The sequence below is a fragment of the Streptomyces albiflavescens genome, from assembly GCF_014645835.1.
In the GTDB taxonomy this organism is placed as follows: Bacteria; Actinomycetota; Actinomycetes; order Streptomycetales; family Streptomycetaceae; genus Streptomyces; species Streptomyces albiflavescens.
Genome location: NZ_BMMM01000030.1, coordinates 65185 through 92077, shown reverse-complemented (window position 1 = coordinate 92077; position 26893 = coordinate 65185). Strand labels below are relative to the sequence as shown.

The window sequence follows — 26893 nt, the reverse complement described above, 5'->3', positions numbered from 1 at the left end:
GGCTCACTCTCCCGTCAATCGCAGACGCAGGAGGCCGGCGGCAGCCAGGCGTCCCGCGGGTATCCGCGCCACATCGCCCTGCGGTACGGCAGCGAGCAGCAGCGCCAACTCCTCGACGCGGTCGATGCCCTCCACGCCCTCCAGCACGGCGGCCAGATCGGAGGCGTACACGTCACCGCCCGGTTCGAGACCGGCACCGTCAGGGCCGCCGCGCACCGGGTCGAAGAAGGCGTTCAACGCCTGCCTCGCCGCCTGTTCGACCGCGCCCGCCCGTGTCAGGTCCCGGGGCACGAGTGTCGCGTCGACGCCGACCTCCAGATACGCGGGGCCGATCACGGCGATTCCGTCGGCCAGACCTGCGGGCGCGAGGGCCGCGACGGAGCGCCGCACCTCCTCGCACAGGCCGAACGAGGGGCCTGGCCGCGGCTCTCCGCTGAAGGGCACGACGACCAGAGTCACCCGCCCCGGTGCCGGACGGCCGTCGGTGCCGTGCCCCGGATACGCCCGTACCCGGGCCACCGAAGGCGATGCGGCGCGCGCCAGTGCCTCGTAGTCCCCGGCCGTGACCGCCCTGCCCCGGGCCCGTACGGTCCCCGGCCCGCGCCGCAGCAGCTGCTCGAACGTCTCGGCGTCCGCCCCGCCCTCGGCCGGGACAGGGTTGCCGACCTCCTCGATGCCGGCGGCCGCCCCCAGCACCTGGCTGACGGTGTACGTCGCGACATTGCCTGCGCTGCCGCCTCCCGTCCTGCAGAGATCGGCGAGAATCGCGGCGCCTGGCGGCGGCACGCGGCCGTGCGTCCCGTCGCCGAACAGCACCCGGCCGCGCAACGGATCGATGGCCAAGTGACGGTCCGCGGGCCCCGATGCGTCGAGGTTGTCGTGCTCCTCCCAGAGCACCCAGACCTCGCTGACCCGCCCCAGCCGGTCACGGCGCAGCCGCAGCGGCCCGCGCCGCACCTCCTCGGGCCCGCCGTCGGCGGCCAGGTCCCGCTCCAGCGCCCGGATCGCCCCCTCGTCCCCGCCGAACAGCTGTGCCGCCACGAACCGCCACTCCACCGCCGCTCGCGGACCCGACAGCTCACGCACCTCAATACGGCGCTCCGGCAGCAGCGGGATCTGTCGGAACGCGTAGACCTGCGAAGGAGTGCCCGTGCTGGTCCCGAGCGGCTCAGCTCGCAGGGTCTGCCGCTGCACCGCCCACACCGCGTTCGGGCGTACGGAATTGATCAAGGAAGCCGTGGGCGGACCGTCCTGCGCCAGGCGGGCCCGCAACCAGTGGCGCGGGGTGCCGAAACGGGCCAGCAGCGCGCTGTCCTGGGGACCGACCAAGGTGAGGACACCCGGTACGCGCAGCTCTCGGGTCCTGTCGACGACGCTCAGCCGGGCCCACCCAGAACCGTTGAAGTACTCCCAAACCAGCCTGGGCGGCACCGAGCCTCCGGCCTCCTCCACCAGGTCGAAGAAGATCCCGACACTGTCCACCGGCAGCCCGCCGTCGAAACCGAGGTACAACGCGGGCAGGGCCTCGGAGACGGGCTTGTACGGCTGGAAGGTGCCGCCGGGCCAGGCGGCCTCCTCCGTCCGGTCCTCGAAGCGGAAGTCGTTGTACGTACGCACGTGTTCGGGCGGGAAGGGCCCCTGCTGCCAGGTGTAGCCGAGTCGGAAATCGGCCAGCACGGGAGGGCGGCTCTCGAAGAGCGAGAGTTTCGTGGCGTCCTCCCCCACCGTGACGGTGCGCGTGACGCCGTATCCGCCGCCGACCAGCCGGACCCGCATCCAGCGAGCCGTCACACCCGCCACCTCGACGGCTGCCATGTCGGCGGGAACGGGCGGTAGATCGACGAAGCCGTGCCGGGTGAAGTCGCCCGGGGATTGAGTGACGTCGGTCCGTACCGAGGTCCACTCCCGCCCGTTGAAGTACTCCCAGCTCACCACATGCGGCATCTTGGTGCCGTCGCCGGGCAGCAGGGCAGCGGGCCGGACATAGACGCGCAGCCGCGCACCCGGTTTGCTCAGCGCCTCCTCACAGCAGAAGTGAAAGGCCGCTCCCGACTGCGGCTGTGCTCCGAAGGGCAGGAAGGGCTTGCTGAGATCCACCTCGGTATCGGCGGCGAGTGCTCGGTCCGCGAGCAGCATGTCGAGTGTGAAGACCATGGACGCCATGTCCTCGGGGATCCGCACCTCCTGCTCGAACGACCCGAGGGCGACAACGAGAACATCCCCCGCCGAGGCAGCGAGCTCCGTATGGCCACGGCGGTTGGTGCGCTTGGCGTCGCTCCCCTCGACCCGAACGCGCACGTTCTCCAGCGGCACACCGGTCGCGTCCCGCACCAGCACCGCCACGTGGCCCTGACGCGGTACGGAGTCCCCTGCACTGACCCGCCACACCGCCGCGTAGCCGCGCGACGTCCGGCTGCTCAGCCGGATCGCGTCAACCTCCGGCAGCACGCGGGCGGGGTCGGGCGGCAAGGGCTCCGTCTCCGCGAGACGTCCGCGGACCCAGAAGGTCTCGACGCCGTCGACCGAAGTCCTCGCGGTCTCCGCGCAGTCCGTCTCCAGCCGGTACGTGCCACTGCGCCGCATCCCGTCGGTGCTGTCCGGCTGCTGCGCCGCGGCATCACTGCAGGACGGCCGCATCCCGGCGAAGCCGCGCCAGCCGGTGCCGTCCCAGTACTCCCAGCGGATGTCGAGATGTTCGCTGCCGGGGGTGGTCAGGTCGAAGGACACTGCGGTGCTGCTGCGCCCCGACAGATTGAGCAGCAGGTCGTGCCCGAGGTACAACTCGTGCGGGACTTTACGCAGAGCCGGTCGGTCGAACGGCCGGAACGGCAGCCGCTGCTCATGCTCCGGGCTGTGGTCGAGGTACTGGTCCCGGCCGGGCCACAGGCTGACGATCTCGCGCAGGCCCGTCGCGGTGAGTCCGGTGGGCTGCTCCGTCTCGTAGACGAGCTGGGCGGACGCGCCGGGCGGCGGGGGCGCTGCCACCCGTGTCCCGGCCGGTAACCGTACGTCGGCGGCGCCCTCGGCCAACCGGAACACGACCGGTACGCGGGCGGGCTGCGGCGGGGTCTGCCGCAGCCCGAGCATCCCGTAGAACGCCGCCCGGTTCTTGTCCGGTGCCTGGGCCAGTCGCTGCGCGAGGGCGTGCAGACAGCGGGCCGCGATCCGCAGCATCGCGGCGTCTGGGCCCTGCTCTCCTGGAATCCACTCCGGTACGAACCCGGGTATCAGCGCCCGGAGCTGGTGCAGGAGGTCCTCGGCCTCGATGCCCGGGCGCGGGATCGGACTGTCGGTGCTCATGTACCGGCCCCCTCACCCAGGTAGAAGGGGTACACCAGGTTCCGCAGCGTGTTGGTCGCCCGCACTCGGTACGAGACGTCGATCAGCAGGGTGCCCGCTGCCCGTTCCTGCGCCATGACCTCCACCGAGACGACGTCGATCCGGGGCTCCCAGTCGGTCAGCGCGTTCCGCACTTGCTCGGCGATGCGGGCCGTCAGCGCGGCCGTCATGGGCTCGAAGACGAAAGTGCTCAGCCCGGCACCGAAGCGAGGACGCATGACGCGTTCACCCGGGTCGGTGCCCAGGATGATCACGATGGCCTGGCGCACGTCCTCCTCGTACACCGCCTCGGCGATCCGGCCGTCCGGTTCGACACGCGGAGGGAAGGCCCAGCCGGTGCCGAGGAAGGCCCGCGCAGGGTCGGGGTAAGGGGTGCCCATGCGGTTCAGCCTCCGATCTCCACAGTGGGGCAGCCCACAGCGATCGAGTTGGGCGGCCCCGTCTCGGTGATCTGATCGCCGCTGCGGGCCGCGGGCAGGCCGTTGATGAATACGGTCTTGCTGCCCATGGCCACCGCACCGCCGGTGTGCGGCACGTTTCCCGAGACCTGTGGGCAGACGTGCACATCGCTTCCGGCGCGCCAGGCCGGACTGCCTCCGATGAGGACGTCGAGGCTGCCGCCGGGCGGGCCGGGCGGTGTGAGGGGCGTGCCGTGGCTGGTGGTGTCGCCGACACGGGCCGCGAAGGGCATGCCGTCGCCTCCTAGTTGAGCTTGATCGGATGGCCGCCGATGACGGTGGCCCCGGTCTGCGCGTTGATGGTGACGGCCCCGGTGGTGGACGTGATGTCGATCTTCGGGGCCTTGAGGGTGAGCGACGTCGTGCCCTCGAGCTCGATGTCCGCGCCCTTGACCGTGATGCGCTTGTTCTTGTCGGTGAGCGTGATGCTCACCGTCCCCGCCTTGTTGGAGAGGGTGATCTCCTCAGGGGTGAGGGTCACCCGCTGCCCGGTCGTGCTGGTGATGGAGAGCGACCGGCGGCCGTCGTCGAGTTCGATGCGGTGCCCGTCGGGCCGGTCCTTGAGCCCGCTGCGGATGACGCGTTTGGTCTGCGCGTCCGCGGCGGTGTCCACCGGCGGTCCGGCGCGCGGGCTGAACATCCCGCCCATGACGAACGCGTCGTTGCCGCTCAGTCCGACCAGCACCTCGTCGCCGATCCGTGGCTGGTAGTAGATCCCAGTGCCCTGGCCCCCGCCGGCCACCACCAGCCGGGCCCACACTTCTTCGCCGAGCGCCGGGATGCGCACGAGCACATTGCCGTGCGCCGCACCCTCACAGTCGTTGACGACGGTGCCGCTGACCAGGCGGGTGGCGGACTCCGGCCCCTCTTTCTCGGGCCCCGGATCGGACTCGTACAGCTTGTAAGCCATGTCGGACTCCCCTTCTCACAGGACTCGTTGGCCTTGGAGCCGCAGCCCCCGTGGAAGGGGCAGCTCCGGGAACCACACCTCGCGGCGCACGTCGAAGGCGGTCCGGTAGCCGCCGCTGTCGATGGTGTGGGTGGCCGAGGTCACCCGGTACAGGCCGCTGAACCGCTCACCGACGCCCGTCGCCGCGATGACCTTCCCGGCCTTGATCCGGGGGTCGCCGATCGCCGAACCACTCGCGGTCAGACGGCTGTTGAGCCGGGGCAGCAGCTCGCCGAGGATGCGCCGGGGCACAGTCGCCGGGCCGTCGGCCGTGACCGTGAGGGTGCTGCGGGCCTTCTCGTCGCCGAGCAGTGCGTCGAGGTCGCCGAGCCCCGGATACACCTGAAGGTCGAAGCCGGCCCTGTCGTAGTCCCAGCCGAGTACGACGACGAACTCGGCCTTGAGGGCCGAGACCCAGATCCGCGCCGATACCGCCGCCACCTGCCCGACCTCGCTGATGCGAGGCGTGAAGTCCAGCAGCGTGCTGCCGCGGGCCAGCACGGCCGCGGGCGGGAACTCCGGGGTGGGGAAAAGGAAGCGCAGCACGTACCCCTGCGGCTGCGCGGTGTGGTCGATGAACATGTCCCAGCCGTTCTGCCGGGCCAGCCCGCTCAGGAAGTCGAAGTCGCTCTGGCCCTGCTGGATACGGACCGACCGCTTCGCGTCCGCCGGATCGATCGCGTACGTCGCGAGCAGCGCGAGGAAGGACAGCGCCGCACCGGCCGGATCGACCACGGGGACAAGGAGGTTGGTCGCCGCCACCGTCGCCGCGACGATCGGGTCGGGCAGCGGGAACTTCCCGATACACGGCCGGCTCAGGGCGAAGGCGCGGTCCTTGGCTCCCTTGGTGAGCCGTTGCAGGAAGTCGTGGGCGACGACGGTGACCGTCGGCGTACCGGAGGAGGGGAACGCGGCGTCGATGCCGGTCACTTCGCCGGTGAAGACCTTCTCCAGGGGCTGGGGCGCGTAGCCGATGGACAGCTCGAAGGGCGTGTCGAGGGCGAGTTGGGGGTGGTCGAGCCACTGCATGCGGTCGTCGGCAATGGTCAGCTCGACGCGGTCGGCGCCGTCCAGGCCGTCCTGGTAGCGCAGGCTCGTCACACAGGCGCGCATACCGGTCGGCAGCGGAGCCCCGCCGAGCGAGAGGGTGAATGCGGGCGCGTAGGAGGTGTGCGGCGGGGGCGTCGTCATGCCAGGACCTCCATGGTGCGCGGATCGGTGAAAGGCAGCGCGGGCACGAGGAGCGTCTGGCCCGGGCGGAGGGCCCGCGGGTCGGTGAGTCCGTTGGCGAGGGCGAGGGGCCGCCACAGGGCCGGGTCGTCATAGCGTGCGGCGGCGATCGAGCTGAGCGTCTCGCCCGGCAGGACGGTGTGGACCTTGCTGTAGTCGGCGGTCTGCAGATTGGCTTCGGCGGCGGCGCGGGCCGGCTCCTTGTACTCGATGAACGTGCAGTTCACCCGGGCCCGAACCGGTTTCCCGCTGGGCATCAGCAGAAGGAACCGCTGCTGGGCACGGGAGAGCACACCGGTGAACCGGAAGCCGGCCATGGCAACGGCCAGGACGGGTGGGGCGTGCAGTTCGGGATCGAGCTCCATCAGGTCGGTGACCTGGGCGGTCAGCTCGCGTACGTCCTGTTTGTTGGCGCTGGTGGTGTCGTAGGTGTCGAAGAACAGCTCGACATCCAGGGTGCGCTGGTTGCCGTTGACGAACTGCACGAGCGGCGATCCGAGCCCGGGGATCCCCTGGACGGCGAAGTTGTTGTCCTTGCTGACACTGAATTCCTCGGGGTTGTAGGCCACGGTGACCGTCCGGCTGGTGCGGGCCCGTCCGTTGCCGTCCAGCGGCGTGATCGTCAGCTGCTTCATCGGCATGGGTTCCGCGTCCTCCCCTCAGGTTCTTCGCGGGCATGTGTGTGCGTAGGCGTTCCGTGTCAGATCCGCCCGAGCCGTTCTCGGTGGGCGGTGATGCGGTGGTCTATGCGCCGGACGATGTCGTCGGTCAACTGGTCGATGTTCACCGGTGGTTGTTGGGGAATCGGCGGCCGTGGGGCGGCCGGTGGGCGCGGCTCCTCGATGGAAGCCGTCGTCGGTCGCTGGCGCGTTTGTACCGGCATGGCCGGTCGCATCTGGGCTACGGCTGTGGGGCTGTTGCTCTCCGGGATAGTGCGCTGGGCCTGGGGTTGGGCCCAACGATGCGGCGGCTCCTCGATGCGCAGCCGGGGCGCTGTGACAGGCAGTTGGAGGGTGCGCAGGGAGCCGGGCTGCGGCGGTACGGAAGCACGCACCACTGGGACGTTGGACTGGACCGTCCCTGGCACGGCATGCCGCAGAGCCGCCACGCGCGGCCGTCCCACCGAGACCGAACGCTCCATCGCTGTCACACGCATGGCAGAGACCGGGTTCTGGCTCACGGTCGGAACCGACCTCCGCATCAGCACGGTCGTCGCCCGTACCAGCGCGGTGTCGCGGTGGGACGGGGAGACCGGTGCCGCCTGCCGCAGGTGACCTGCCGGTGCGGGGACGCGAGGCGCAGGCGTCCGGTTCAGCGCGAGGGTCCGCACTCGGACCTCAACGCCTCTCGTCGGCCGCAACGTCGCACCGCAGACGGCTGACCGGCTTGGCCCACGTGGCGTGATGGCTCCCTCGGCCGTACGCACCGCGGTGCGCAGCACCCGTACGAGCAGCGGTCCGCGGCGACGCACGAAGGCGAACCCCACACGATGCCCGTACATGCTGCGCCACCGGTATCGGCCGGCCAACACACCGGCCCAGGCACGCCACCGCAGAGCGTTCGGGTCCACTCCCCCCGTCACCTCCCTTTCCCTTCCGATTCCTCGGAGATCCGCCGGTTGATCGACGAGATCTGCTCGATCCACTGCCGCCGCTCGGCGTGTTCCATGGCGAGGATTTCCTCCTGCGGCCAGTGGAAGTGGTAGGCGAGAAAGGCCACCTCCTCGTACAGGGAAACGAGGCGGTAGCCTACGATCCCCCCACTCCACTCAACTCCATGTCGAATTCGTGCTCGCAGCGCGGGCAGGAGGCGTGGAGCCGGGTGTTACCGGTCCGGTTGACCTGGTTGTAGAAGTCCTGCAGGAATGCCAGATCTCCGGCGTAGAGGTTCTCGATCACCTTCGGATTGATGCTCGGAACTGTCCCCAGATGCGTGATGACCCGGGACAGCAGAATGACGATGAGGTACGCCTCATTGGCCTGCACACGATGGTCCTTGAGCGGCAGGATCTCGTCGCCCGCAGTGGCCATGCGCATCACACCCTCGCGGTGGAGCGTGCCTTCGTCGTCGAGGTAGCCGATGGGCAGCGTGAAGGGGTGCTCGGTGGCGATCATCACGGATCAGGCCCTCTCCATGCGCTCGACGGCTAGTTCGAGGGTCTCGATGGCGACGGCGTTGGAAGTGGCGTTGAAGTCGGGCCCGTCCCACTTGGCCGGCCAGGCCTCGTAGAAGTTCCACCGGGTCTTCTCGGTGACCCCGTCGATATCGACCTGCACGATGCTGCCGGACTTGCGGTCGATGACGCCCCGGGTGAATCCCATGAACCAGTCGAAGAGGACCCGGGAATCGGTGAGACCCCACTTGAGCGTGATGTTCGTGTACTTGGTCATCCCGGGGAGTTTTCGCGCTGTCGGCGCTTCGCTCCCTTCGCGGTACTCGATGGGGTCGACGCTGGCTCCGAACCCGGTGCATTCGGTGAAGCCCCCGACGATCAGTGCGTCGATCTCGATGAAGAAGTTGTAGTTCCGGTACGGGTCCACGCGCGGCATGGGATCTCCTCCTTCTGGTCCGCTGCGGGTCAGCCTTCGGTGATTTCCGCTGCGCCGTCCCAGATGCCGATGCGGACGACGATGAACTCGGCCGGGCGGGTGGGCCGCATACCGACATCGACGTTCACTCGGCCTTTGCGCCGGTCGTCCGAGGAGTTGTTGGTCTCGTCGATCGTCACGTAGAAGGCGCGATCCGCGGTTTCGCCGAACAGTGCGCCGTCCTGCCACTGCTGGAACAGGAAGGCACGGAGCGCACGCTTCAGCTGCTGCCAGAGCGCAAGGTTGTTGGGCTCGAACACCGCCCATTCGATGCCTTCCTGGATGGACTCCTCCAGGAAGAGGAACAGGCGCCGGACGCTGATGTACCGCCAGTTCACGTTGGTGGCGGTGGTGCGGGCTCCCCAGATCCGGGGGCGTCCGCCACGTTGGAACACGCGAATGACGTTGATCCCCAACTCGTTCAGGAGGCCCTGCTCTTGGTTGGTCATGTTCCCGGTGGGCTGAATGTCGCTGGTTCCATTGAGGAAGACGTTGGCCGGTGACTTGAACACTCCGCTGGTGCCGTCGACTTGTGCAATCGCCCCGCAGACGTGCCCTGACGGCGGGACCAGCAGCGAACCCGCGCCGGAAGCCGCCGGGACCTGGATCCATGGGTAGTACAGGGCGGTGTACCCATCCTTCGAATCTTGTGACCGGCGCTGCTCGGCCAGTGGACCGTTTTGCTCGGGGAGCAGCCCGGGCTGGGAGTCGAGGATCCCGAAGCGGTCTTTCAATTGCTCGCATTGCGCCCTGACCGCTCCTTGGACGAGCGTGTCGGTGCTGTCGGGTACGGCGATGAGATTGACGTCGTCGATGGTGCGCAGCGTGTTCAGTGCTGTTGTGTACTCGCCGGGCGTGAGCGGCCCGTCGGTCTCGTCGGTACCACCGATGAGCGGCTGCGCCCCGGCCGTGGAGGCCGGAACACCTACATCCGGTGGAAGCACCCCGACAGCTTCGACGGCGGCGACGTCCTCCGGTTCGGCGGCACCGTTGATGAACGGGAGGAAGTACCGGGGGTGGGCCGGATCGGTAGCGAGATCCGCGTACTTGGCGTCCTTCACTTGGTGGACGGTGACCGTGAACTCCTGGGACTCGACCGCCGTCGGCCCGGGAGGATCGCCAGGGTCGAGTTCGAACGTCTCGGTCAGGCCCTGCCGGAGGATGACGCGGTAAGTCCACCGGGCCACGCCCGCATCGGGCTGCCCCTCGGGATCCACGGACTGGACGACCGCGGTCTCGGTGACTGCTGCTCCTCCCGCGCCCTGCGTGAAGGACAGCACCGTCCCTGGCACGAGGGCTCCGGCGGCCAACGGCGCCGCGGAGGCAATGCGTACGATCTGGGTACCTGCGACCGTGTCGGCGAGCCGAAGGGTGCCGAGGCTACCCAGTACGGTGGTGATGTCGCTCGTGGTGCGAAGGACGGCACCCTCAGGTGCAGCGATCTGCAGACGCGGGTCTTCGGCGTTCCCCAGACTGATCCAGTCTCCGGCCCGGAACCGTTGGGCCTCGGCGGCGCTGCCCAGGGTGAGGACTCGGGCGGCGGTCACCGTGTAGGCCGCGGACGGGCGGTAGAGTTCCGCGCCGGCAACGAGGTGAGCCTCGTCTATCTCTACCGTGATCTGCGGATGGGGATTCCCGGCGACACGAGCTTTGAAGCGCAACACCCGATCCCCGTCCTTGTTGTTGCAGGACGCCTGCGCCTGGATTGCGTTGCCGGCCCGGACCACGTAGCAGGTCTGTCCGCCGTTCTCGAAGAAACCGCGCACTGCATACCAGAGATACGTACCGGGCCGGGGTTCGGAGCCGAACTCGGCGACGAACTGCTCCCAGCGAGTGATCTGCACAGGAGTAGTCAGGACACCCCGGACGGCGCGGCCGACGAAGGCAGCGGTCGAGGTACCGACCCCCTGTATCGGGGGAGCCGGAGTGAATTCGTCGATGTACACCCCGGGATATGTAGGGCTTACGGCCATTGGTGCTGCTCCTCTTCTGACAGCGGGCTCAGGCGAACTGAAGGTCGAACTCACCGCTCTGCTGCGGAACATCGACGTCCCGCCTGACGTCACCGAGGCCCAACGCGCGCGCCCGTAGGGTGAACCCGGGCGCCGGAACAACCCGGGTGAACGTGAAGCGGCCGTCGGCGTCGCTCGTCTCAGTCCGCCCGATCGGGTCCAGCCGCACCCACGCCCCTGCCACCGGATCCCCGGCGGCGGTGCGCACCGTGCCGCCGAAGTCGACGAGCGTCTCGCGCGTGCCGGCATCCGTGTCCTGCTGGTAGTTGACGACCGCGGTCGTCACAAGCGGCCCCTCGACGGGGAAGCCCACCGGCAGCTCGGTCGTGACGGTGAGATAGAAGGCGGGCCGCGGCGCGATCCCCATCGCCGCCCAGAAGTCGCCGGCATGCTGGTTCGGGTCGAGCTGGGCGATCATCGTGGGCAACGGATACACGCGCCGCGGACTCGCGAGCACCCCCTGCAGATACGCCTCCGGGATGCGCGGGAACCGGCTGACCCACCCCAACGCCTGCCCCAGCAGCTGATGTTCGGCGGCGACCCGAGCGGCCCCGATGGCCCCGGATGCCCAAGTGGTGACGATGTACGAGCAGTCGGCGCGCAGCGGCGGACGACTGCGCACAAAGGTGTTACCGACCCGCTCGACAACGGGAACGGGATCCCGTATCTCGCGGTTCTCCCACACCTCGTACAGGAACAGATCCACGGTCGCGTTCGCGGGCCCGAAGGCCCGGTCCGGCGTCTCGAAGCTCACGTCCGCGGCGCGGAGTTCAGGCAGCTCGGCTGCGGGGGCGTCGTGCAGCAGTCGGGTTAGTGTGCTGTCCAGGTCGTGGAACATGATGCCGCCACATCTCAATTGGCTACCAGGGGTACTCGACGATTTCCAGCCCATCGATTCCATACTTTTTCATCATGGTTTCAAGCTGAGCCTCTATAGCCTTGACTGAGGCCTTGGGGTTCGCCTTCTTGAAATCCTTCCAAATTTCATTCCAGTGGTATTCATTATGGATCCACCGGTGTTCGTCGGAGCTGAGCCTGACGGTGTAGTCGTCGATATTTTTGATTCCTCTTTCACTGAACCATTTTCTAAGTTCCTGGACCAGCAGATGGTGATATTCATACGCCGCACGCGCCGTCCGCTCCGCGACTCCAGATTCCCCTAGTGCCCGAATTCCTGACGAGTCCTTTCCGGTATAGTGGAGCGCCCCAGTATCTTCTGCATGACTGGCCAGGATCTCCTCTGTTGTGCTGCGCCTCATTGTGGTCGCGGGCATAGCGGGATCCATACCGGACAGCCTGCCGCCGCCAGGTAGAGCGAGATCGTGGTGAGGTATGAGCTCATCGAGGGTATCGTCAATCTTCTGCTTGATCCGCGAGAAAGCTTCGCGGAGAGCGACCGGAGCCATCTTTCCGATCTCGGCTACTGCATCAAGGAATTCATTCCTCCTCTTGATGAGCCATTGAGGGGCCGAGCGGATCACAGAGGCAGCTACGGCCAGCCATCCCTGCAGCTTGATGAGCGCCGTGGCCGTCCAGCGCCCCCAATTCCTCGACAGTAATCCTCTAATTCCCTTCAGGCCATCCAGCACGGGATCGACCACTTTCATCAATCTAATTAATTCATTGAGCTTGGCTGCGGCTGCGCCCGCACCGTGGATCAGGTACTTGCTCCCCTGCTTGATAGCGCTACCGACCTCCGGGATGACGCCGATCAGCGAGAATGCCAATCCGACCCATCGCATGGGTCGGTCATATTGCCGTTCGCCGATCATGAAGTACATGTGTGCGGTGAGGTCACGCGCGTCGGACAGCTGATCCAGAACTGGGATCAGGCTCACCACGGTGTCTACCGTGATCTCTCCGATGGTCGGGTCCTCATTGAACTCTCCCTTGAGGCCACCACCGACGGTTTGTACGAACTCCGACTCGGAGACGGTCTCCACGAATGCGGAGACCGCATCGTAAATGGGCAGCAACGGGCGCGCCGTCTGGGAGAGGACTGGGAGCGCCATGCCCACGCCGTACTGGCCATATGGGCCTCGCCTCCCCACTTGCATGGGTGCGATCCTGCGTTCAAGGTCGGCCTCTTCCTCGGGCGTGGGACCGCGTAGGCCCGTCTGAGCGCGTTGGGCCTGAAGGATCGCGTCAGCGAGTGCTTGATTTCCCGCAGGTTTGAGAGTTTTGGCCAGCCCTCCGCCACTGGAGGCGGGAGACGGTGACGCCGACCGACTCCGCAGAGCAGGTGGTGAGATCCGCGTCCGCTTGTGCTCACCCATGGCAACGCTCCTCGAACGCCGCGAAGTCCTCCCCCACCAGCACCCGCCCCGCCTTCGCATGCTCGCGTGCCGTCGCATGCAGCAGGTCCCCCATGCCGATGGGACGGTCGTCGGCGGCCGCCAGGTACGCCGCGGCCAGCACCGCGTTCTTTATGGAACCGCCCGTCATGCGGAACTGCCGGGCCAGCAGAGGGAGGTCGAGGGCCTCGTCGTGCGGGGCCTCGGGCGGGAAGTGGAGGCGCCAGATGTCGGCGCGCTGCTCCTCGTCCGGGAAGGGGAATTCGACGACGAACTGCAGGCGGCGCACGAACGCCTCGTCCATGTTCTGGCGGAGGTTGGTGGCGAGGATGGCCACACCCTCGTAACTCTCCATCCGCTGCAGGAGATAGGCGATCTCGATGTTGGCGTACCGGTCGTGCGAGTCGCGGACCTCGGAGCGCTTGCCGAACAGCGCGTCCGCCTCGTCGAAGAAGAGAACGGCGTTGGCGTTCTCGGCCGCGGCGAAGATCCGCTGCAGGTTCTTCTCCGTCTCGCCGATGTACTTGCTGACCACACCGGCCAGGTCGATCTTGTACAGGCCGAGGCCCAGTTCGGCCGCGATGATCTCCGCTGCCGTCGTCTTGCCTGTTCCCGAGGGCCCGGCGAACAGTGCGGCTGTGCCCCGGCCGAGTGAGAGTCGGCGCCCGAATCCCCAGTCGTGAAGCACTCGTTGGCGGCACTCCACCTGCCGGCACAGCTCGTCGAGAAGCCGGATCGTGTCCTCGGGCAGGACCAGATCCGACCAGCCGTGCACGGGCTCGATCGCATGGGCCAGTTCCCCCAGCGCCGGGTCGGACTGTGCGCGGGCGGCGGTGGACAGATCGGTGAGCGAGGGTGCGGAGTCGGGGCCGTTCAGCCAGTGGACCCGGGTGGTGGCCAGGGTGGTGGCGGATTCGATCTGGTCGTACGTCAGGCGGTAGCGGCCGGCCAGGACGTCCAGCCCTGGTGCGGACAGACGCACACCGGACCGATCCAGGCACCGGTTCCAGTACGCGCGCCGGTCAGGCGCCTCCGGGAGCGGGAAGTCCACGGGGACGATCCGCGCGGCATCGAACCCCGGAGGAAGAGCCCCGGACGTACCGGAGATGATCGAAACACCCCCATGCGCCGCCAACGTCCTGTTCCACAGGAGCCGCTGCGCCGTGGCCTCCTCGCCGAGCAGGGCGCCGTACGGCTCCGCATACACAATCGCCCCCCGCAGCGACGCCTCCCGCAGAACGGCTCGGGGCCAGTCCTCGTCGCCGCGCGTCGCCGTCTCCAGGTCCACGGCGACGACGGGGCGGCCGGCTTCCGTGGCGAGCGCCAACGCCGTCCGCTTCTTGACGGAGCTCGGCGGACCGGAGAAGTACAGGTGGAGTGGCTCCGCCCCGACCTCGCACGCCTCGGAGATCAGCTGTGGGAGCAGTCTCACCGCAGCCGGCATCACCTCGGGCGGCAGGGCTTCGGCGTCTTCGCCCCGCAGCAGCTCGGTGAAGTCCCCCGCATCCGCGGTGAGTTCATCTCGTCCGAGCAGATGCTGTACGACGGCACTGTCCAGCACCAGCGAGCAGGCGGGGAGTGGCCACCTGATGCTCTGCGCCTCCGAGGGGAGTGCGATCAGACCATGTCGTACGAGCGGAGCGTCGCCGACGAGGTGCGCCCGGCGGGCGAGCTTCTCGGCGGGGGTCGCGGACAACAGCGTGAGCGCCAGGTCGACGCTGGGACGCCGCCGGGAGACATCATCCTGGAGGAAGGCGTACAAGCGCTCGTAGCGCAGATCGACTTCGGGTGCGAGGGCGATGACGACCAGCCAGAGGTCCACCTCGCCGAGACCGAATGCGCGGGCGAAGCGGCGAAGCCGCGAGTCCTGGCTCAGGCCGTCGAGCAGAGCGGGAGCCCCGGGGCGGTTCGAGGCGGTGAAGACCGGGTGCGCATCCCAGTTGTCGAGCAGCCGAGTGATGTCGCCTCGGCTGATGTACAAGCCGCGGAAGGGGTCGTCGGCCGTCGCGGAGCCATAGGCGGCCAGCACCCGCGCCACCGTGTCACGCAGCAGGCTGTCCAGCCGGCCCAAGGCGTGGCCCAGGTCTTTCGGATACGCGCTCTCCATCGTTCCCCCTCCCCCTCACACGGAACGGGCTACGGCGGACGCTAGGAGGACGCCGTCACCCGCCCATCACGCGCCCGTCAACGGTGAGACTCCTCCCATGAGTTCAGCCAGTCCTCGACGGCAGCCAGGACCGCCTGCCGACCGGCCATCAGCAGGATCTCGTCGCTCGGTTCGCGCGCGTCCAGGGTCCGGATGATGCGGGCCCGCACAGCAGGCGGACCGGGCTCCCACCACACGGAGATCAGGAGGATCGCGCTGGGCGGCGCTGGGACCTCATCCATGGCGATCCGTTCATCGGGGGCGCCTGCGGATGCTCCACTCTCCCGCGGGCGCGTCACCACGGCGTCAGCGGCCGGTCACGGGGAAAGCCGTTGAGTGGCGGGGAGGTCCGACAGCATTGATGCGAATCGGGGGGATGGCCGGACACCCAGTTCCTCGTGAAGGAGCCGCTGAAAGGCCTCGAAATGCCGGACGGCCTCCGCCACGTTGCGTTCCGCGAGGTGGACCGACACGACCGCTCGGTGTGCGCTCTCGCGCAGCGGCTCGATCCGTATGCTCTCCAGCGCCGCCTCCAGGGCGAGCGCGTGGCGGCCTTGTGCGACGAGCTGTGCGGCCAGCGTGTCGAGCGCGTGCAGTCGCAACTGACGTAGTCTCTCGCGTTCGAACATCACCCAGTCCTCGTCCCAGCCCGGCAGCAGATCACCGCTGCGAAGGCGTCCGAGCGCCAGGTCCTCGCCGCCTGCCGCGGGTGAGGACACCAGCCCCAGCGCGGTCGTGGTCAGGCCGTGCACATCGATGCTGACGCGGTCCGTGATCGACAGGGTGTCGTGACTGCACTCGACGAGGTGTCGAGGCCCACGACGCAACCGCCACAGTGCCGTACGGAGGCTTCCCTGAGCGCGCTCCTCGGTGACGTCCGGCCACAGGGTCCCGGCGAGTACGGTGCGGGTGGCATGGTTCCGCAGTCCGAGGAAGGCCAGCACCCGCTGGCCACCCACGGCAACGTCGACCGCTTCACCGCCGTACGAGAGCTCGAAGCGGTCGAGCAGACGCAGCCGAGTGGAACCATCGGCAGCGGTCACGGTGCACCCCCCGAAGCGGGATCGGCGGCACTGCGCCGGGCAGCCTCGGCTTCGCGTTCCCTCATGTCACGCAGGTGCATACGGATGCACAGCAGGGAGCCCGGCAAGAAGAGGGCGCCGAAGAGTACGGCCACGACGATGACGGCCCCGCGCTCGGACCAGCCGGCCAGCGCCAGATACGCCCAGCCTGCCAGGACGGCCGGGTACACCAGGGCCGCGGCGAACGGTTCGTTGATCAGGCCGCCGAGTGCATGCGGGCGTCCGTCGAACTGCCCGGGGAAGTTCCAGGTCAACTCGATCCGTCGGCCCGCGGCGATGAGGCCGCCGCATTTCCGGATGCCGTACAGCTCATAGGCGAACAGCCCCAGCGTCACCACCGAGCCGAAGACCCCGACCGGCAACCAGATCGGTTCCGGATCGCCGGGATCCTTTCCGAGCAGCAGACCCACGCCCACTCCTGACACCACAGGAAGGAGACTCAGGAGCTTGGCGCGGAAGTCGTCGATCGCGCGATAGCTCACGCAGATCTCCTGATACACGGCCTTCTCTTGCTCAGGTGTGGCGTCGGCACCCGTCGGCTGCCGGTTCAGGACCGCGGGAGTCGGCGCTCCGCAGGCGTCGGCTCGTCGGCGGTGTGGGAGAAGTCGGCCCATGACGGTGCCGATGCTCATGGCTTGGCCACCCACGCGGGCCTTGAGTCGCTCATCAGTGATGCCCCCTCACTCGATGTCACCAGCGGTTCCCAGCGCAGCACTCCGGCGCGGCCGGACGCATCGGGGAACGCCCTACAACTCCGGGTTGGGGCGGCCCGGGAGCCCATCGCGTCCGGCGAGGAGCGCAAGGACACGGCGGGTGTCCGTACCCGTCTCGTACTCCCAGGGGTCGACTCCGCGGCGGCGCAGCGCACTTTCCAGGGCGAGTTGGGCGATCTCGGCGCCTGGCCGGTCGACGCGACGGGAGAGTTCGACAAAGTCCAGGGAGGCGCCTTTCGCACCGGGGATCTGCCACCGTTCCACTGCCAATTCTGTGGTGGACCAGGTGAGCTGGGGCCGGCTCCGTACCACGACCGGTCCGAGGACCCTGAGCGCGTCGAAGTTCTGCGGGCAGTCGGCGCACTCGTCGAGGAAGGCTCGCTGAGCATCGGTGAACAGCCCATGCAGTGGGTCGCGTCGGGCGAGCGCGCCGGCGACGGTGCCTTCCCGGTGAGAGGCGGCCATCACGGCGGAGAGCACCCGCCGCTCGCCCCGCCATTCCGCCTCGATGCGGGTGGGTCGTTGTCCGGCGATACGTGAGCGTCGGCACGGACAGAGTTCCGCGACGGTGTCGTCGCGACGGTGTGGTGTCTCGCGCAAGCGGAGGATCACCCCGGCTTCCAGCAAAGGCAGCCGGTGGGGAGAGGCGTCGGAGCGCTCGCAGAACCATATGCGGCCAGTCAGGTCCTCTGCCGCATCCTCCTCCCACACTCCTGCGGCGAGGGCCTGGGCCGGTGACAGCGTCACCTTCAGTACGACGGCGTCGAGCCGGTCACGACCAACCACTGCGTGCCTCCCAAAGAGCGCACTCCTCCAGGCAGCCCAGCGCTTCGACGGCCCGCACCGCAACAGGGAACTCCCTATATCTCAGCAGAATCTGACGGTCCAACAGAAATTCGCGCCAAAGGGCGAAGTGCCCTCGGCGATCACCTCGTGTCGAGCACCCTGGTGCAGCGGGGCGGAATTCGTCACTACTCGGGGGCACGGGGGCGTGATGGACGAGTCGGCATGGCAGGACGGGGAAGAGCCCATCGGCCGCGGCCGTGAGTGCGACCTGCTCCACGGGCTGTTGGACTCGCTGCCCGACCGGGGCGCGGCGCTGCTGCTGCGCGGTGATCCGGGGATCGGGAAGAGCACGCTGCTCGACTATGCCGCGGGGCGCGCCGGTGCTCGCGTACTGCGAGCCCGCGGGATCGAGTCGGAAGCGGTTCTTCCGTACACAGTCCTCGCCGATCTGCTGCTGCCGCTGCGCAAGTACTTCGCCGAGGTGCCGATCGCCCAGTGCAGGGCGTTGGAAGGGTGTCTCGCGCTGGCGGACGTCGCCGACCCGAATCCGTACGCCGTGTGCGCCGGAGCGCTGGGCGTGCTGGCGGCGGCGGGCGAAGCCGAGCCGCTGGTGGTGCTGATCGACGACCTGCACTGGGTGGATCCCTCGTCCCGGCGCGTACTGCAGTTCGTCGCACGGCGGCTGTCCACCGAGCGGGTGGCTCTCGTGATGGCCGTACGGACGGAGGGCGGCGAGGACGGCATGTGGGACGGCGTGCCTCACGTAGTGCTCGCCCCGTTGGACGGCAACGAATGCCGGCAGCTGCTGCGGCGGCGCGGACTGGATCCGGCGGAGGCTGCGGCCGCCCGGCTGATCCCGCTGAGTATGGGGAACCCGCTGGTCCTGGTGGAGTACGCGGACGCGCTGGCGCAAGCCAGGGCGCGGGGCGACGGTCTGGCGGAGCAGGAGTGGGAGATCCCCGGGCCACTGGTGGAGCGAGCCTGGTGGGGCCGGATGCGGGCGCTGGCCCCGGGAACGCGCGACGCACTGGTGTACGTCGCGCTGTGCCGTTCCCCGAAGTACGCCGTGCTAGAGCGGGCGCTCGATGCCGTAGGTCTGTCGCTGAGCTCTCTGACGGCTGCCGAGGAGGCGGGCCTGGTCCGTGCTGGGCACGAGGGCTACGAACTGCGGCATCCCATCCTGCGCCCGCTGGTGCTGGCGCACTGTCCGGTCGCTCAGCGCCTGCGCGCGTACCGGGTACTCGCGGATCTGTCGTCCGGAGAGCTGCGCACCTGGTACCTCGCCAGTGCGGCGCCCGGACCGGACGAGACAGTGGCCGCGGCACTCGCCGACGGGGCTGTACAAGCACGGCGGCGCGGGGCACTCGGAACCTCGGCCCGGGCCTGGCACCGGGCGGCCGAACTGTCCCCCAAGGCATCGGACAAAGCCGTCCGCCTGCTCAACGCCGCCCAGGACGCTTTCTACAGCGGCGCTACAGCCGATGCCGCCCAGTGGTGCGAAGAGGCACTGCGCCACAGTGCCGAACCGGCGCTCACCGCCGGCATCGAACTGCTCCGCGGACAGGCACGCAGCTGGGTCGGCGATCCGGCCGGAGCGCACCGGCTGCTGGTCGCTGCGGCCGCGGCGGCCGAGGGGGTGGATCCGGCGTGGGCCTGTGCGCTGTACGGCGCGGCCGTCATGCCGGCGGCTATGGGCGGCAACATCGGCTGGGCGGCCGACACCGCGGCCCGCTGCGGTGAACTGGCCGACACACTGGCCACAGGGCCGGAGCTACAACTGGCCAGGGTGCTGCGGGGCAACACGCAGGCGTTGACCGGGCAGGTAGGGGAGAGTCGCCGGCTGGTGCTCGACGCCCGAGCGGCCCTGCACGGGAACTGGGCACTGGAGGAACGGCAGTTGGCGGTCCTGATCGGCCAGGCGCTCTCCTGGGTGGACGAGGAGGACGCGGCCCGCGAGGTGTTCGGCACGGTGATCGACCGGGCCCGGCGCGACGGTGTCCCCGCTCTGCTGCCTTTCGCTCTGGTGGGACGCTGCGAGACGGAGTCGTGGGGCCGGTGGGCGGCGGCCCGGGCGGACGCAGCCGAGGCCCTGCGCTGGGGGCAGGAGTTCGGGCACAACGCGATGACCGGGTACGCGCTGACGTCGCTGGCACGGTTGGAGGGACTGCGCGGGGAACGGGCCGCCTGCGAGGAACGTATCGCGTACTACGAGGAACACTGCGGTGAAGGCATCCCCGGCCTGGAGATCTTCGCGGAGTCCGCGCTGGGCTCCGCGGCCCTGGCCTCCGGGGACCCGGGGCCGTGCCTCTCGCATCTGGAGCGGGCGTTCGCTGCGGCGGCGGAGATGGGGTTGGGCAACCCCAACTTGATGCCGTTCGTCGCGGATTTGGCGGAGGCGCACAGCCGCACCGGGAACCGGAAGCGGGCCATGGAGATCACCCTCTGGCTGCGCGAACGTGCGCAATCCACCGGGCTGGCCTGGCCCGCGGCCGCCTACGCCCGGTGCCGGGCCATGCTCGCCGAGTCCGCCGACACCGTGCAGCAATGGCTGGCCGAGGCGGAGCGGGCGCACTCCCGGCGCGCGATGCCCTACGAGCTGGCCCGCACCCGGCTGGTGTGCGGCGAGACCCTGCGCCGCCTGCGACGCCCGGCGGCGGCCCGCGATCCCCTTCAGGCCGCCCACCGGACCTTCACGGCACTCGGCGCCGCCACCTGGGCAGCCAGGGCCGCTTCGGAACTCGCCGCGGCCGGCCGACGCCCCGTACCCGGCGCCGCCCAGCCGCCACGGGTGGACCTCCTGACGGCGCAAGAACTCCAAGTGGCCCGTGCCATCGGAGAGGGTCTCAGCAACGTCGAGGCCGCCACGGCCCTGTTCGTGTCCCGCAAAACGGTCGAGGCCCACCTCACCCGCGTGTACCGCAAGCTCGGTATCCGCTCACGCTCCGAACTGGCCCGCTATCTGGCGCGGGCGGACCTCGTCGACTGATGCGATACACAACGTCACGGACCGGTTACCACGATGACGACCGCTTCGACCAGCTGGACGGCGCGCCCGCGCCCGATCATCCGGCAAACCTGTCCCACGAAGACGCGGGCGGCCGGCGGGTTTCACCAGGCGCGTGGTAGACCACCGGCAGGTCGGACATCCCGGACCAGGCACCTCACAGCGACGTCATGACGTGCTTGATCCGTGTGTAGTCCTCGAAGCCGTACGCCGACAGGTCCTTGCCGTAGCCGGACTTCTTGTAGCCGCCGTGTGGCATTTCGGCCACCAGGATCATGTGGGTGTTGATCCACACGCAGCCGAAGTCGAGGCGCTTGGACATGCGCATCGCGCGGGCGTGGTCCTTCGTCCAGACCGAGGAGGCGAGGGCGTAGTCGACGCCGTTGGCCCACTCCACTGCCTGGTCCTCGTCCGAGAAGGACTGGACTGTGATGACCGGGCCGAAGACCTCGTTCTGGATGATCTCGTCGTCCTGCTCGAGGCCCGAGACGACGGTCGGCGCGTAGAAGTAGCCGGTCTCGCCGACGCGGTGCCCACCCGCCTCGACCTTGGCGTGTGAAGGGAGCCGGTCGACGAAGCCGCTCACCTGGGCGAGTTGGTTGACGTTGTTGAGTGGGCCGAAGAGGACGTCCTCCTCGTCGATGCCACCGGTTTTCACGTCGGCTGCGGCCTTGGCCAGTGCGGCGACGAACTCATCGTGGATGGACTCGTGGACGAGGATGCGGGTGGCGGCGGTGCAGTCCTGGCCGGCGTTGAAGAAGCCCGCCGTCGTGATGCCCTCGACGGCCTGCTCGATGTCCGCGTCGTCGAAGACCACCACGGGTGCCTTGCCGCCGAGCTCCAGGTGGACACGCTTGACGTCCTTGGCGGCGCTCTCGGCGACTTGGATGCCGGCACGTACGGAACCGGTGATGGCGGCCATGGCCGGAACCGGGTGCTCGACCATGAGCTGGCCTGTGGTCCGGTCACCGCACACGACATTGAGCACACCGGCAGGCAGATCCAGCTCCTTCAGCACGCCACCGATGATCCCGGCGAGCAGCACCGTGGACGCGGGGGTGGTGTCCGACGGCTTGAGGACCACGGTGTTGCCCGCGGCGACGGCCGGTGCGAACTTCCACACAGCCGTCATCATCGGGTAGTTCCAGGGCGCGACCTGCGCGCACACACCGATCGGCTCCCGCCGGATGATGGAGGTCAGGCCCTCCGCGTACTCCCCCGCCGCCTTGCCCTCCAGCAGGCGTGCGGCGCCCGCGAAGAAGCGCAGCTGGTCGACCATGGGGACGATCTCTTCGGTCCTGGTCACGGCGCGGGGCTTGCCGGTGTCGCGGCACTCCGCCTCGACCAGCTCCTCAGCGCGTGCCTCAACGGCGTCCGCGATCTTCAGGAGCAGCTTCTGCCGGGTGCTGGGCGTGGAGTCGCGCCACACAGGAAAGGCCGCCGCCGCGGCTGCCATCGCCGCGTCCACGTCCGCCGCCCCCGAGAGCGGTGAACTCGCGTACACCTCACCGGTGGTGGGGTCGACGACCGGCAGCGTGCGACCGTCCTTCGCGTCGACGAATTCGCCGTCGATGAAATTGCGCAGCGTAAGGATTTCGCTCACGACGTTCCGTGCTCCTTGTGGCTTGAGAGTCGTAGGGATACAGGAGATCTGCTGGGAGGCCGGCTTGAGGATGGCGATGACGCAGCGCCCCAGGGGTGGAGGGCGGCTGTGGAATTGCGTTCCGGTCGTGCCGAGTAAGAGGGCCGACCCGAACGGCGCAGAGTTGGCGAATCCGCGCCGACGGGCCATGCCTGAGGTACAGCAGCTGAGGCACGGACGACCTGACCAGGCCCGGTCTCCGTTCCAGGCCAGTGACGCTATCCGCCACCCGAACAGCCAAGAAGTGGTGGATTCATCCATAGTCCCGAAACCGTATGGATGATCTGCACACCCGCGAGGGTTGATGCCGTCCGGGTAGGACGAGGCGACATCTGTCTCCTGGACATGGGCGCACCCGCTGGGAAATCACTCATTGACGCGCAGAGGACATGTCCCTACTGTTGCGCCACGCGGTCGCCGGGCTGAGGCAGACCGCGTGTACCGGATCGTTCCTTTTTCCGCGGATCGCCTGATAGTGATCGCGGATGCGAACGAGTTCCGGAATGTCATGGCCGTTGGCGACGGCCATTGGCTCCTCAGGTCACCTTTCGACCTGATCGTTCATGACGCAGATCGCAGATTCACCTGTTTGCCCCTCTGGCGATCCCTGCCGCACGCCCGTATTCACCGCGCCCCGCACCTGTCATCGGTGCGCTCCGAAACGCGGGGCCGTCGTGTTCCACGTCGTTTTCCAAGAAAGGCATGGCCACAATGAACGAGCAGTCACACAGAAGCGTGAGCCGCCGGTCGATCCTGCGGGCGGCCGGAGCCTCCGCGCTCGCGGCACCTCTGGCGGGGAGTCTACTCACCGCGTGCAGCACCAAGTCGACCCCGTCGGCCAAGCCGAACACCACGGTGACCGTCACCTCGTACGGCGGCTCGTACAACGACCAGTTGACGAAGACCCTGCTCAAGCCGTTCGAGAAGAAGTCGGGTGTGCGTCCGTCGCTGCTGGCCAACACCAGCCTCGCCGGACTCAAGGCCCAGGTGCAGTCCGGCGATGTCCAGTGGGATCTGGTGGAGTTGACGGCACCGGAATACCTCCAGGCCGTCGATGAGGGGCTGTTGGAGAAGCTGGACTACGGCGTCATCAACGACAAGGGGCTGCCGTCGTACGCGAAGGCCGACTACGGCATCAAATATCTGAGCTTCCTTTTCGTGATGGCCTGGGACCAAAAGCACATCCCCGATGAGCAAGCGCCCAAGAATTGGGAGCAGTTCCTGGACCAGGGGCGCTACAAGGGCAAGCGATCCGTCTACGCGCAGTTGTCCGACAGCTCGATCCTGGAGGCGGCACGACTCGCGGCGGGCGTGCCGTTCGACAAGATCTACCCCCTCGACGTCGATGCCGCCCTGAAGTACCTGGCCCAGCACCCCGGGCGCGACGGACTGATCTACCACACGGCCAATCAGGAGCCGATCCAGCAGCTGACCTCGGGCGAGGTCGCGCTCTCGACAAGCTTCAACAACCGGATCAGCGCCGCCCGCAAGGACGGGGCAAGGCTCAACTTCACCGCGACCAACAGTGTCGTCGCGGGCGACTACTTCGTGGTCCCCAGGGGCGCCAGGAACAAGGAGGCGGCCTTCCGGCTCCTGGACTTCATGAGCAACGACGCCGCGGCCGGCGCCGACTTCATCCAGACCACGAACCTCACCCTGGCCAACACCCCGGCCCTGGCCAAGCTGCCCTCCTCGGTGGCCGATTCGCTGCCCACCAGCCCCAAGCTGGCGGACTCCATCCTGGTACGCGACGACGCCTGGTGGGCCAAGAACCTCAAGGCGACCGAGCAGCGCTTCAAGCTGTGGCAGGCGGGCAACTGATGACGTCCACCGTCACGCCTGCCGCGGCGACCGCCTCCGCTTCCGCCGGTGCCGGCGCGCCGCGGCGGCGGCGGCGCCCGCGCGGCACGTGGTTGCTGCTGCTGGCACCCGTACTCGCCTTCGACGCCGTACTCTTCCTGACGCCTCTCGGCAAACTCGTCGCGGCGAGCACTCACGACCACGCCTACCAACGCGTGCTGAAGGACCCGCTGGTGTCGCGGTCGCTGCTCAACACCTTTGAGATCAGCGCGCTGTCGACGCTCGCCACGGTCGTGCTCGGCTACCTGCTGGCCGTGGTGATCTGGCGGCGCGGGCCGCTGGCACGGGTCATTCTCTTCGCTCTGGTGCTGCTGCCCTTCTGGACGGGCGTCCTGGTGAAGAACTTCGCCTGGGCGGTCCTGCTGCAGGACAACGGCCTGGTGAACACCGCGCTGCAGGGGCTCGGTGTCACCGACGCCCCGCTGGCACTGCTCCACGACCGTTTCGCCGTGGTGCTCGGCATGGTGCACTATCTGCTGCCGTACGCCGTCTTCCCGATCTTCGCGGCCCTTGCCGCGATCGACGACCGGCTCGAACTGGCGGCCCGGTCGCTGGGTGCGGGTGAGGCGTCGATCTTCCGCCGGATCATCCTGCCTCTGACCGTGCCGGGCGTCTCCGCTGCCGGTCTGCTGGTTTTCATCATCAGCACCGGATTCTTCATCACGCCCGTCGTCCTCGGTGGTCCCGGCGACATGATGATCGCCAATCAGATCGATTTCTACGCACGGCAGTTGACCGATTTCGCCGGTGCGTCGGCGCTCGCGCTGCTGCTGACCGTCATCGTCAGCGTGCTCGTCGCGATATACCAGCGGATCCTTCGTGCAGGAGGCGAATATGAGGCCGGCTAGACCTCGACATGTGTCCTCGCTGATCGCCTCGGTGCCGGTCTTCGTCTTCCTGGTCGTACCGACGCTGATCGTGCTGCCCGTGGCCTTCACCGGCAGCCGCTACATCACCTTTCCGCCCCAGCAGTTGTCCACCGAGGCGGTCACAGGATTCTTCCGCGACCAGGCGTGGATGTCGGCCCTGTCCGCCAGCCTCCAGGCGGCCGGTGTCGCGGTGGTCATCGCGGTCCTGCTCGGCGGGACGGCCGCGGTGGCGCTGCACGGGCGTACGTTTCCCGGGAAGGCGGCGATCACGGGCCTGCTGCTGGCACCGATGATCGTGCCCGCGGTGGTGCTGGCTCTGGCGTTCTACCAGTTCTTCATCTCCGTCGGCATGGTGGGGACGGTCCTGCCGATCGGCCTCGCCCATGCCGTGCTCGCCGTGCCGTACGCCTTCCTCACCGTGCGGGCCAGCCTCGCCGGGCTGAACCCGGCGCTGGTCCGCTCGGCGAGCAGTCTGGGCGCGGGAGCGTTCTCCGTCATGCGGTTCGTCTATCTCCCGGTCATCCGGCCGGGGCTTGTCGCGGGAGCCCTGTTCGCCTTCTCGGTGTCCATCGACGAGACGGTCATCGCGCTGTTCCTGCAGTCCCCGAACGCGACGACGCTGCCGGTGAAGATGTTCACCGACATCCAGTACAACCTGACCCCGAAGATCGCCGTGTCCTCGGCGATGCTCGTCACCGTCGCCACGCTCGGTCTGCTCGTACAGGTCTGCTTCACCATCCGCCGCCGCTCCGTCGCCCGGCTGCTCCCCTTGACCGCCCCCGAACAGACAGGGTGATCCATGACGACCACGACCACACAGCAGACGTCCGCCTCGGCTCCCCACGAGGAGCGGCGTGGCGCCATCGAGCTGAGGGGCGTCCGCAAGATGTACGGGAATATCGCCGCCGTCGACGATCTCGATCTGTCGGTCGAACCCGGCGAGTTCGTCACCTTGCTCGGGCCGAGCGGTTCGGGCAAGACCACGACGATGATGATGGTCGCCGGCTTCGAGGAACTCACCTCCGGCACCGTGCTGATCGACGGCGAACCGGTGGACCGGCTGCCCCCCAAGGACCGCAACCTCGGCGTCGTCTTCCAGAGTTACGCCCTGTTCCCGCACATGAGCGCCGCCGAGAATGTCGGGTTCCCGCTGCGCATGCGAGGGGTCCAGCGCGGCGAGCGGCGGGGGCGCGCGGAGGAGGCGCTCGCCCGCGTCGGTCTGGCCGGGCTCGGCGACCGTCGTCCGCGTCAGATGTCCGGCGGCCAGCAGCAGCGCGTCGCGCTCGCGCGTGCCCTGGTGTTCAACCCCGCGGCCCTTCTCCTGGACGAGCCGATGGCCGCCCTGGACAAGCGCCTGCGCGAGCAGATGCAGGACGAGGTCAAGACCCTGCAGCAGTCGCTCGGTATCTCCGTCCTGTTCGTCACCCATGACCAGGACGAGGCCATGTCCATGTCCGACAGGATCGTGGTCATGCGTGACGGCAGGATCGTGCAGGAGGGCGCCCCCGAGGACGTGTACGCGCATCCACGTACCGACTGGGTGGCCAACTTCCTCGGCGACACCAATCTGCTGCCCTGCACGGTGTTGGAACGCAAGGACGGCGAGGCCGTTGTCGACCTCGGTGCGTGGGGAGTGGGCCGGGTTCGGGACCGCGGGGCCAAGGGCGACGCGTACGCGGTCTCCATCCGCCCCGAACATCTGCGGTTCGTCGACGCCGACCGCTGCGAGAACCGCGGCTCCGGCCGGGTGCTGTCGTCCACCGGCCTCGGCGCCACGATCCGTCATCGGCTGCACGTGGGCGGCCAGGACGTGGTCATGCGGGAACTCGGCACGGGCTCGCGCGCGACGGGCGGCCTGGACAGTGAGGTGACCGTCGGCTGGTCCCCGGAGGAGGCGCAGCTGCTCGTCCTGGAGCCCTGA

At 68.5% G+C, this 26893-nt stretch carries 24 protein-coding genes; 5 read left to right on the top strand and 19 right to left on the bottom strand.

Annotated elements, in window-relative coordinates; translation table 11 throughout:
- Window positions 1-3: 3 nt before the first annotated feature.
- The 18 genes from IEY95_RS49885 to IEY95_RS46045 form a co-directional block, all read right to left on the bottom strand.
- Entirely contained in the window at window positions 4-3300 is a 3297-nt protein-coding gene (locus IEY95_RS49885; RefSeq protein WP_229703821.1) for a putative baseplate assembly protein, read from the bottom strand.
- Window positions 3297-3719, bottom strand: a complete 423-nt coding sequence (locus tag IEY95_RS46125) for a GPW/gp25 family protein (protein ID WP_189192310.1) — start codon at window positions 3717-3719, stop codon at window positions 3297-3299. The genes IEY95_RS49885 and IEY95_RS46125 overlap by 4 nt, the downstream gene beginning before the upstream one ends.
- 5 nt (window positions 3720-3724) lie before the next feature.
- Window positions 3725-4030 (bottom strand): PAAR domain-containing protein, encoded by a 306-nt coding sequence (locus tag IEY95_RS46120; protein ID WP_189192309.1) that lies wholly within the window; start codon window positions 4028-4030, stop codon window positions 3725-3727.
- Window positions 4031-4041: 11 nt separating this feature from the next.
- Window positions 4042-4707: a phage baseplate assembly protein V gene (locus IEY95_RS46115; RefSeq protein WP_189192308.1), complete on the bottom strand. Its 666-nt coding sequence runs from the start codon at window positions 4705-4707 to the stop codon at window positions 4042-4044.
- 15 nt (window positions 4708-4722) lie between these two features.
- Window positions 4723-5937 carry a phage late control D family protein gene (locus IEY95_RS46110; RefSeq protein ID WP_189192307.1) on the bottom strand — a complete coding sequence of 405 codons (1215 nt, stop codon included), beginning with the start codon at window positions 5935-5937 and terminating at the stop codon, window positions 4723-4725.
- A complete protein-coding gene (locus IEY95_RS46105; protein WP_229703820.1) occupies window positions 5934-6617 on the bottom strand; it encodes a CIS tube protein in 684 nt (227 codons plus the stop codon). Before IEY95_RS46105 ends, IEY95_RS46110 begins: the two co-directional genes overlap by 4 nt.
- 59 nt (window positions 6618-6676) lie before the next feature.
- On the bottom strand, window positions 6677-7132 hold the full coding sequence (locus IEY95_RS46100; protein ID WP_229703819.1) for a hypothetical protein: 456 nt from the start codon (window positions 7130-7132) through the stop codon (window positions 6677-6679).
- Between the two features lie 422 nt (window positions 7133-7554).
- Complete coding sequence (locus IEY95_RS46095) at window positions 7555-7695, bottom strand: DUF6760 family protein (RefSeq protein WP_189192305.1); 141 nt, start codon at window positions 7693-7695, stop codon at window positions 7555-7557.
- A 29-nt stretch (window positions 7696-7724) separates the two neighbouring features.
- On the bottom strand, window positions 7725-8093 hold the full coding sequence (locus IEY95_RS46090) for a hypothetical protein (RefSeq protein ID WP_373294684.1): 369 nt from the start codon (window positions 8091-8093) through the stop codon (window positions 7725-7727).
- 3 nt (window positions 8094-8096) lie between these two features.
- Window positions 8097-8525, bottom strand: coding sequence for a phage tail protein (locus tag IEY95_RS46085; RefSeq protein ID WP_189192304.1), 429 nt, complete (start codon window positions 8523-8525; stop codon window positions 8097-8099).
- 29 nt (window positions 8526-8554) lie between these two features.
- The gene (locus IEY95_RS46080; RefSeq protein ID WP_189192303.1) at window positions 8555-10537 is read right to left on the bottom strand and encodes a phage tail sheath subtilisin-like domain-containing protein; all 1983 of its coding nucleotides are present in this window, start codon (window positions 10535-10537) and stop codon (window positions 8555-8557) included.
- Between the two features lie 28 nt (window positions 10538-10565).
- Entirely contained in the window at window positions 10566-11414 is an 849-nt protein-coding gene (locus tag IEY95_RS46075; RefSeq protein WP_189192302.1) for a Pvc16 family protein, read from the bottom strand.
- A gap of 22 nt (window positions 11415-11436) precedes the next feature.
- The gene (locus tag IEY95_RS46070; RefSeq protein ID WP_189192301.1) at window positions 11437-12588 is read right to left on the bottom strand and encodes a DUF2380 domain-containing protein; all 1152 of its coding nucleotides are present in this window, start codon (window positions 12586-12588) and stop codon (window positions 11437-11439) included.
- A 256-nt stretch (window positions 12589-12844) separates the two neighbouring features.
- Window positions 12845-14977: an ATP-binding protein gene (locus IEY95_RS46065; RefSeq protein ID WP_189192300.1), complete on the bottom strand. Its 2133-nt coding sequence runs from the start codon at window positions 14975-14977 to the stop codon at window positions 12845-12847.
- Between the two features lie 77 nt (window positions 14978-15054).
- Window positions 15055-15258 (bottom strand): hypothetical protein, encoded by a 204-nt coding sequence (locus tag IEY95_RS46060; RefSeq protein WP_189192299.1) that lies wholly within the window; start codon window positions 15256-15258, stop codon window positions 15055-15057.
- Between the two features lie 75 nt (window positions 15259-15333).
- A complete protein-coding gene (locus tag IEY95_RS46055; protein WP_189192298.1) occupies window positions 15334-16059 on the bottom strand; it encodes an AfsR/SARP family transcriptional regulator in 726 nt (241 codons plus the stop codon).
- Entirely contained in the window at window positions 16056-16730 is a 675-nt protein-coding gene (locus IEY95_RS46050; protein WP_189192297.1) for a hypothetical protein, read from the bottom strand. Before IEY95_RS46050 ends, IEY95_RS46055 begins: the two co-directional genes overlap by 4 nt.
- A 114-nt stretch (window positions 16731-16844) precedes the next feature.
- Window positions 16845-17597 carry a hypothetical protein gene (locus tag IEY95_RS46045; RefSeq protein WP_189192296.1) on the bottom strand — a complete coding sequence of 251 codons (753 nt, stop codon included), beginning with the start codon at window positions 17595-17597 and terminating at the stop codon, window positions 16845-16847.
- Between the two features lie 208 nt (window positions 17598-17805).
- Here IEY95_RS46045 and IEY95_RS46040 point away from each other — a divergent pair, with 208 nt between their 5' ends.
- Window positions 17806-20583, top strand: a complete 2778-nt coding sequence (locus IEY95_RS46040) for an AAA family ATPase (RefSeq protein ID WP_189192295.1) — start codon at window positions 17806-17808, stop codon at window positions 20581-20583.
- 175 nt (window positions 20584-20758) lie between these two features.
- On the opposite strand, the gene IEY95_RS46035 is transcribed toward IEY95_RS46040, so the two are convergent.
- Window positions 20759-22204, bottom strand: coding sequence for a gamma-aminobutyraldehyde dehydrogenase (locus IEY95_RS46035; RefSeq protein ID WP_189192294.1), 1446 nt, complete (start codon window positions 22202-22204; stop codon window positions 20759-20761).
- A gap of 774 nt (window positions 22205-22978) precedes the next feature.
- Between IEY95_RS46035 and IEY95_RS46030 the strand changes: the two genes are divergently transcribed.
- From IEY95_RS46030 to IEY95_RS46015, 4 genes are read left to right on the top strand one after another with little or no spacing between them, the layout of a single operon-like run.
- Complete coding sequence (locus IEY95_RS46030) at window positions 22979-24064, top strand: extracellular solute-binding protein (RefSeq protein WP_189192293.1); 1086 nt, start codon at window positions 22979-22981, stop codon at window positions 24062-24064.
- Entirely contained in the window at window positions 24064-24951 is an 888-nt protein-coding gene (locus IEY95_RS46025; protein WP_189192292.1) for an ABC transporter permease, read from the top strand. Before IEY95_RS46030 ends, IEY95_RS46025 begins: the two co-directional genes overlap by 1 nt.
- Window positions 24952-24961: 10 nt before the next feature.
- Window positions 24962-25768 carry an ABC transporter permease gene (locus IEY95_RS46020; RefSeq protein ID WP_189192291.1) on the top strand — a complete coding sequence of 269 codons (807 nt, stop codon included), beginning with the start codon at window positions 24962-24964 and terminating at the stop codon, window positions 25766-25768.
- Between the two features lie 3 nt (window positions 25769-25771).
- On the top strand, window positions 25772-26893 hold the full coding sequence (locus IEY95_RS46015; RefSeq protein ID WP_189192290.1) for an ABC transporter ATP-binding protein: 1122 nt from the start codon (window positions 25772-25774) through the stop codon (window positions 26891-26893).

What these genes read in the sequence shown, in the direction of transcription:
- IEY95_RS46025 (WP_189192292.1), top strand. Translation starts at nt 24,064, where the DNA reads ATGACGTCCACCGTCACGCCTGCCGCGGCGACCGCCTCCGCTTCCGCC.
- IEY95_RS46015 (WP_189192290.1), top strand. Translation starts at nt 25,772, where the DNA reads ATGACGACCACGACCACACAGCAGACGTCCGCCTCGGCTCCCCACGAG.
- IEY95_RS46115 (WP_189192308.1), bottom strand. Translation starts at nt 4,707, where the DNA reads ATGGCTTACAAGCTGTACGAGTCCGATCCGGGGCCCGAGAAAGAGGGG.
- IEY95_RS46040 (WP_189192295.1), top strand. Translation starts at nt 17,806, where the DNA reads ATGGACGAGTCGGCATGGCAGGACGGGGAAGAGCCCATCGGCCGCGGC.
- IEY95_RS49885 (WP_229703821.1), bottom strand. Translation starts at nt 3,300, where the DNA reads ATGAGCACCGACAGTCCGATCCCGCGCCCGGGCATCGAGGCCGAGGAC.
- IEY95_RS46110 (WP_189192307.1), bottom strand. Translation starts at nt 5,937, where the DNA reads ATGACGACGCCCCCGCCGCACACCTCCTACGCGCCCGCATTCACCCTC.
- IEY95_RS46125 (WP_189192310.1), bottom strand. Translation starts at nt 3,719, where the DNA reads ATGGGCACCCCTTACCCCGACCCTGCGCGGGCCTTCCTCGGCACCGGC.
- IEY95_RS46060 (WP_189192299.1), bottom strand. Translation starts at nt 15,258, where the DNA reads ATGGATGAGGTCCCAGCGCCGCCCAGCGCGATCCTCCTGATCTCCGTG.
- IEY95_RS46050 (WP_189192297.1), bottom strand. Translation starts at nt 16,730, where the DNA reads ATGAGCATCGGCACCGTCATGGGCCGACTTCTCCCACACCGCCGACGA.
- IEY95_RS46120 (WP_189192309.1), bottom strand. Translation starts at nt 4,030, where the DNA reads ATGCCCTTCGCGGCCCGTGTCGGCGACACCACCAGCCACGGCACGCCC.
- IEY95_RS46070 (WP_189192301.1), bottom strand. Translation starts at nt 12,588, where the DNA reads ATGGCGCTCCCAGTCCTCTCCCAGACGGCGCGCCCGTTGCTGCCCATT.
- IEY95_RS46105 (WP_229703820.1), bottom strand. Translation starts at nt 6,617, where the DNA reads ATGCCGATGAAGCAGCTGACGATCACGCCGCTGGACGGCAACGGACGG.
- IEY95_RS46085 (WP_189192304.1), bottom strand. Translation starts at nt 8,525, where the DNA reads ATGCCGCGCGTGGACCCGTACCGGAACTACAACTTCTTCATCGAGATC.
- IEY95_RS46100 (WP_229703819.1), bottom strand. Translation starts at nt 7,132, where the DNA reads ATGCGTGTGACAGCGATGGAGCGTTCGGTCTCGGTGGGACGGCCGCGC.
- IEY95_RS46075 (WP_189192302.1), bottom strand. Translation starts at nt 11,414, where the DNA reads ATGTTCCACGACCTGGACAGCACACTAACCCGACTGCTGCACGACGCC.
- IEY95_RS46080 (WP_189192303.1), bottom strand. Translation starts at nt 10,537, where the DNA reads ATGGCCGTAAGCCCTACATATCCCGGGGTGTACATCGACGAATTCACT.
- IEY95_RS46065 (WP_189192300.1), bottom strand. Translation starts at nt 14,977, where the DNA reads ATGGAGAGCGCGTATCCGAAAGACCTGGGCCACGCCTTGGGCCGGCTG.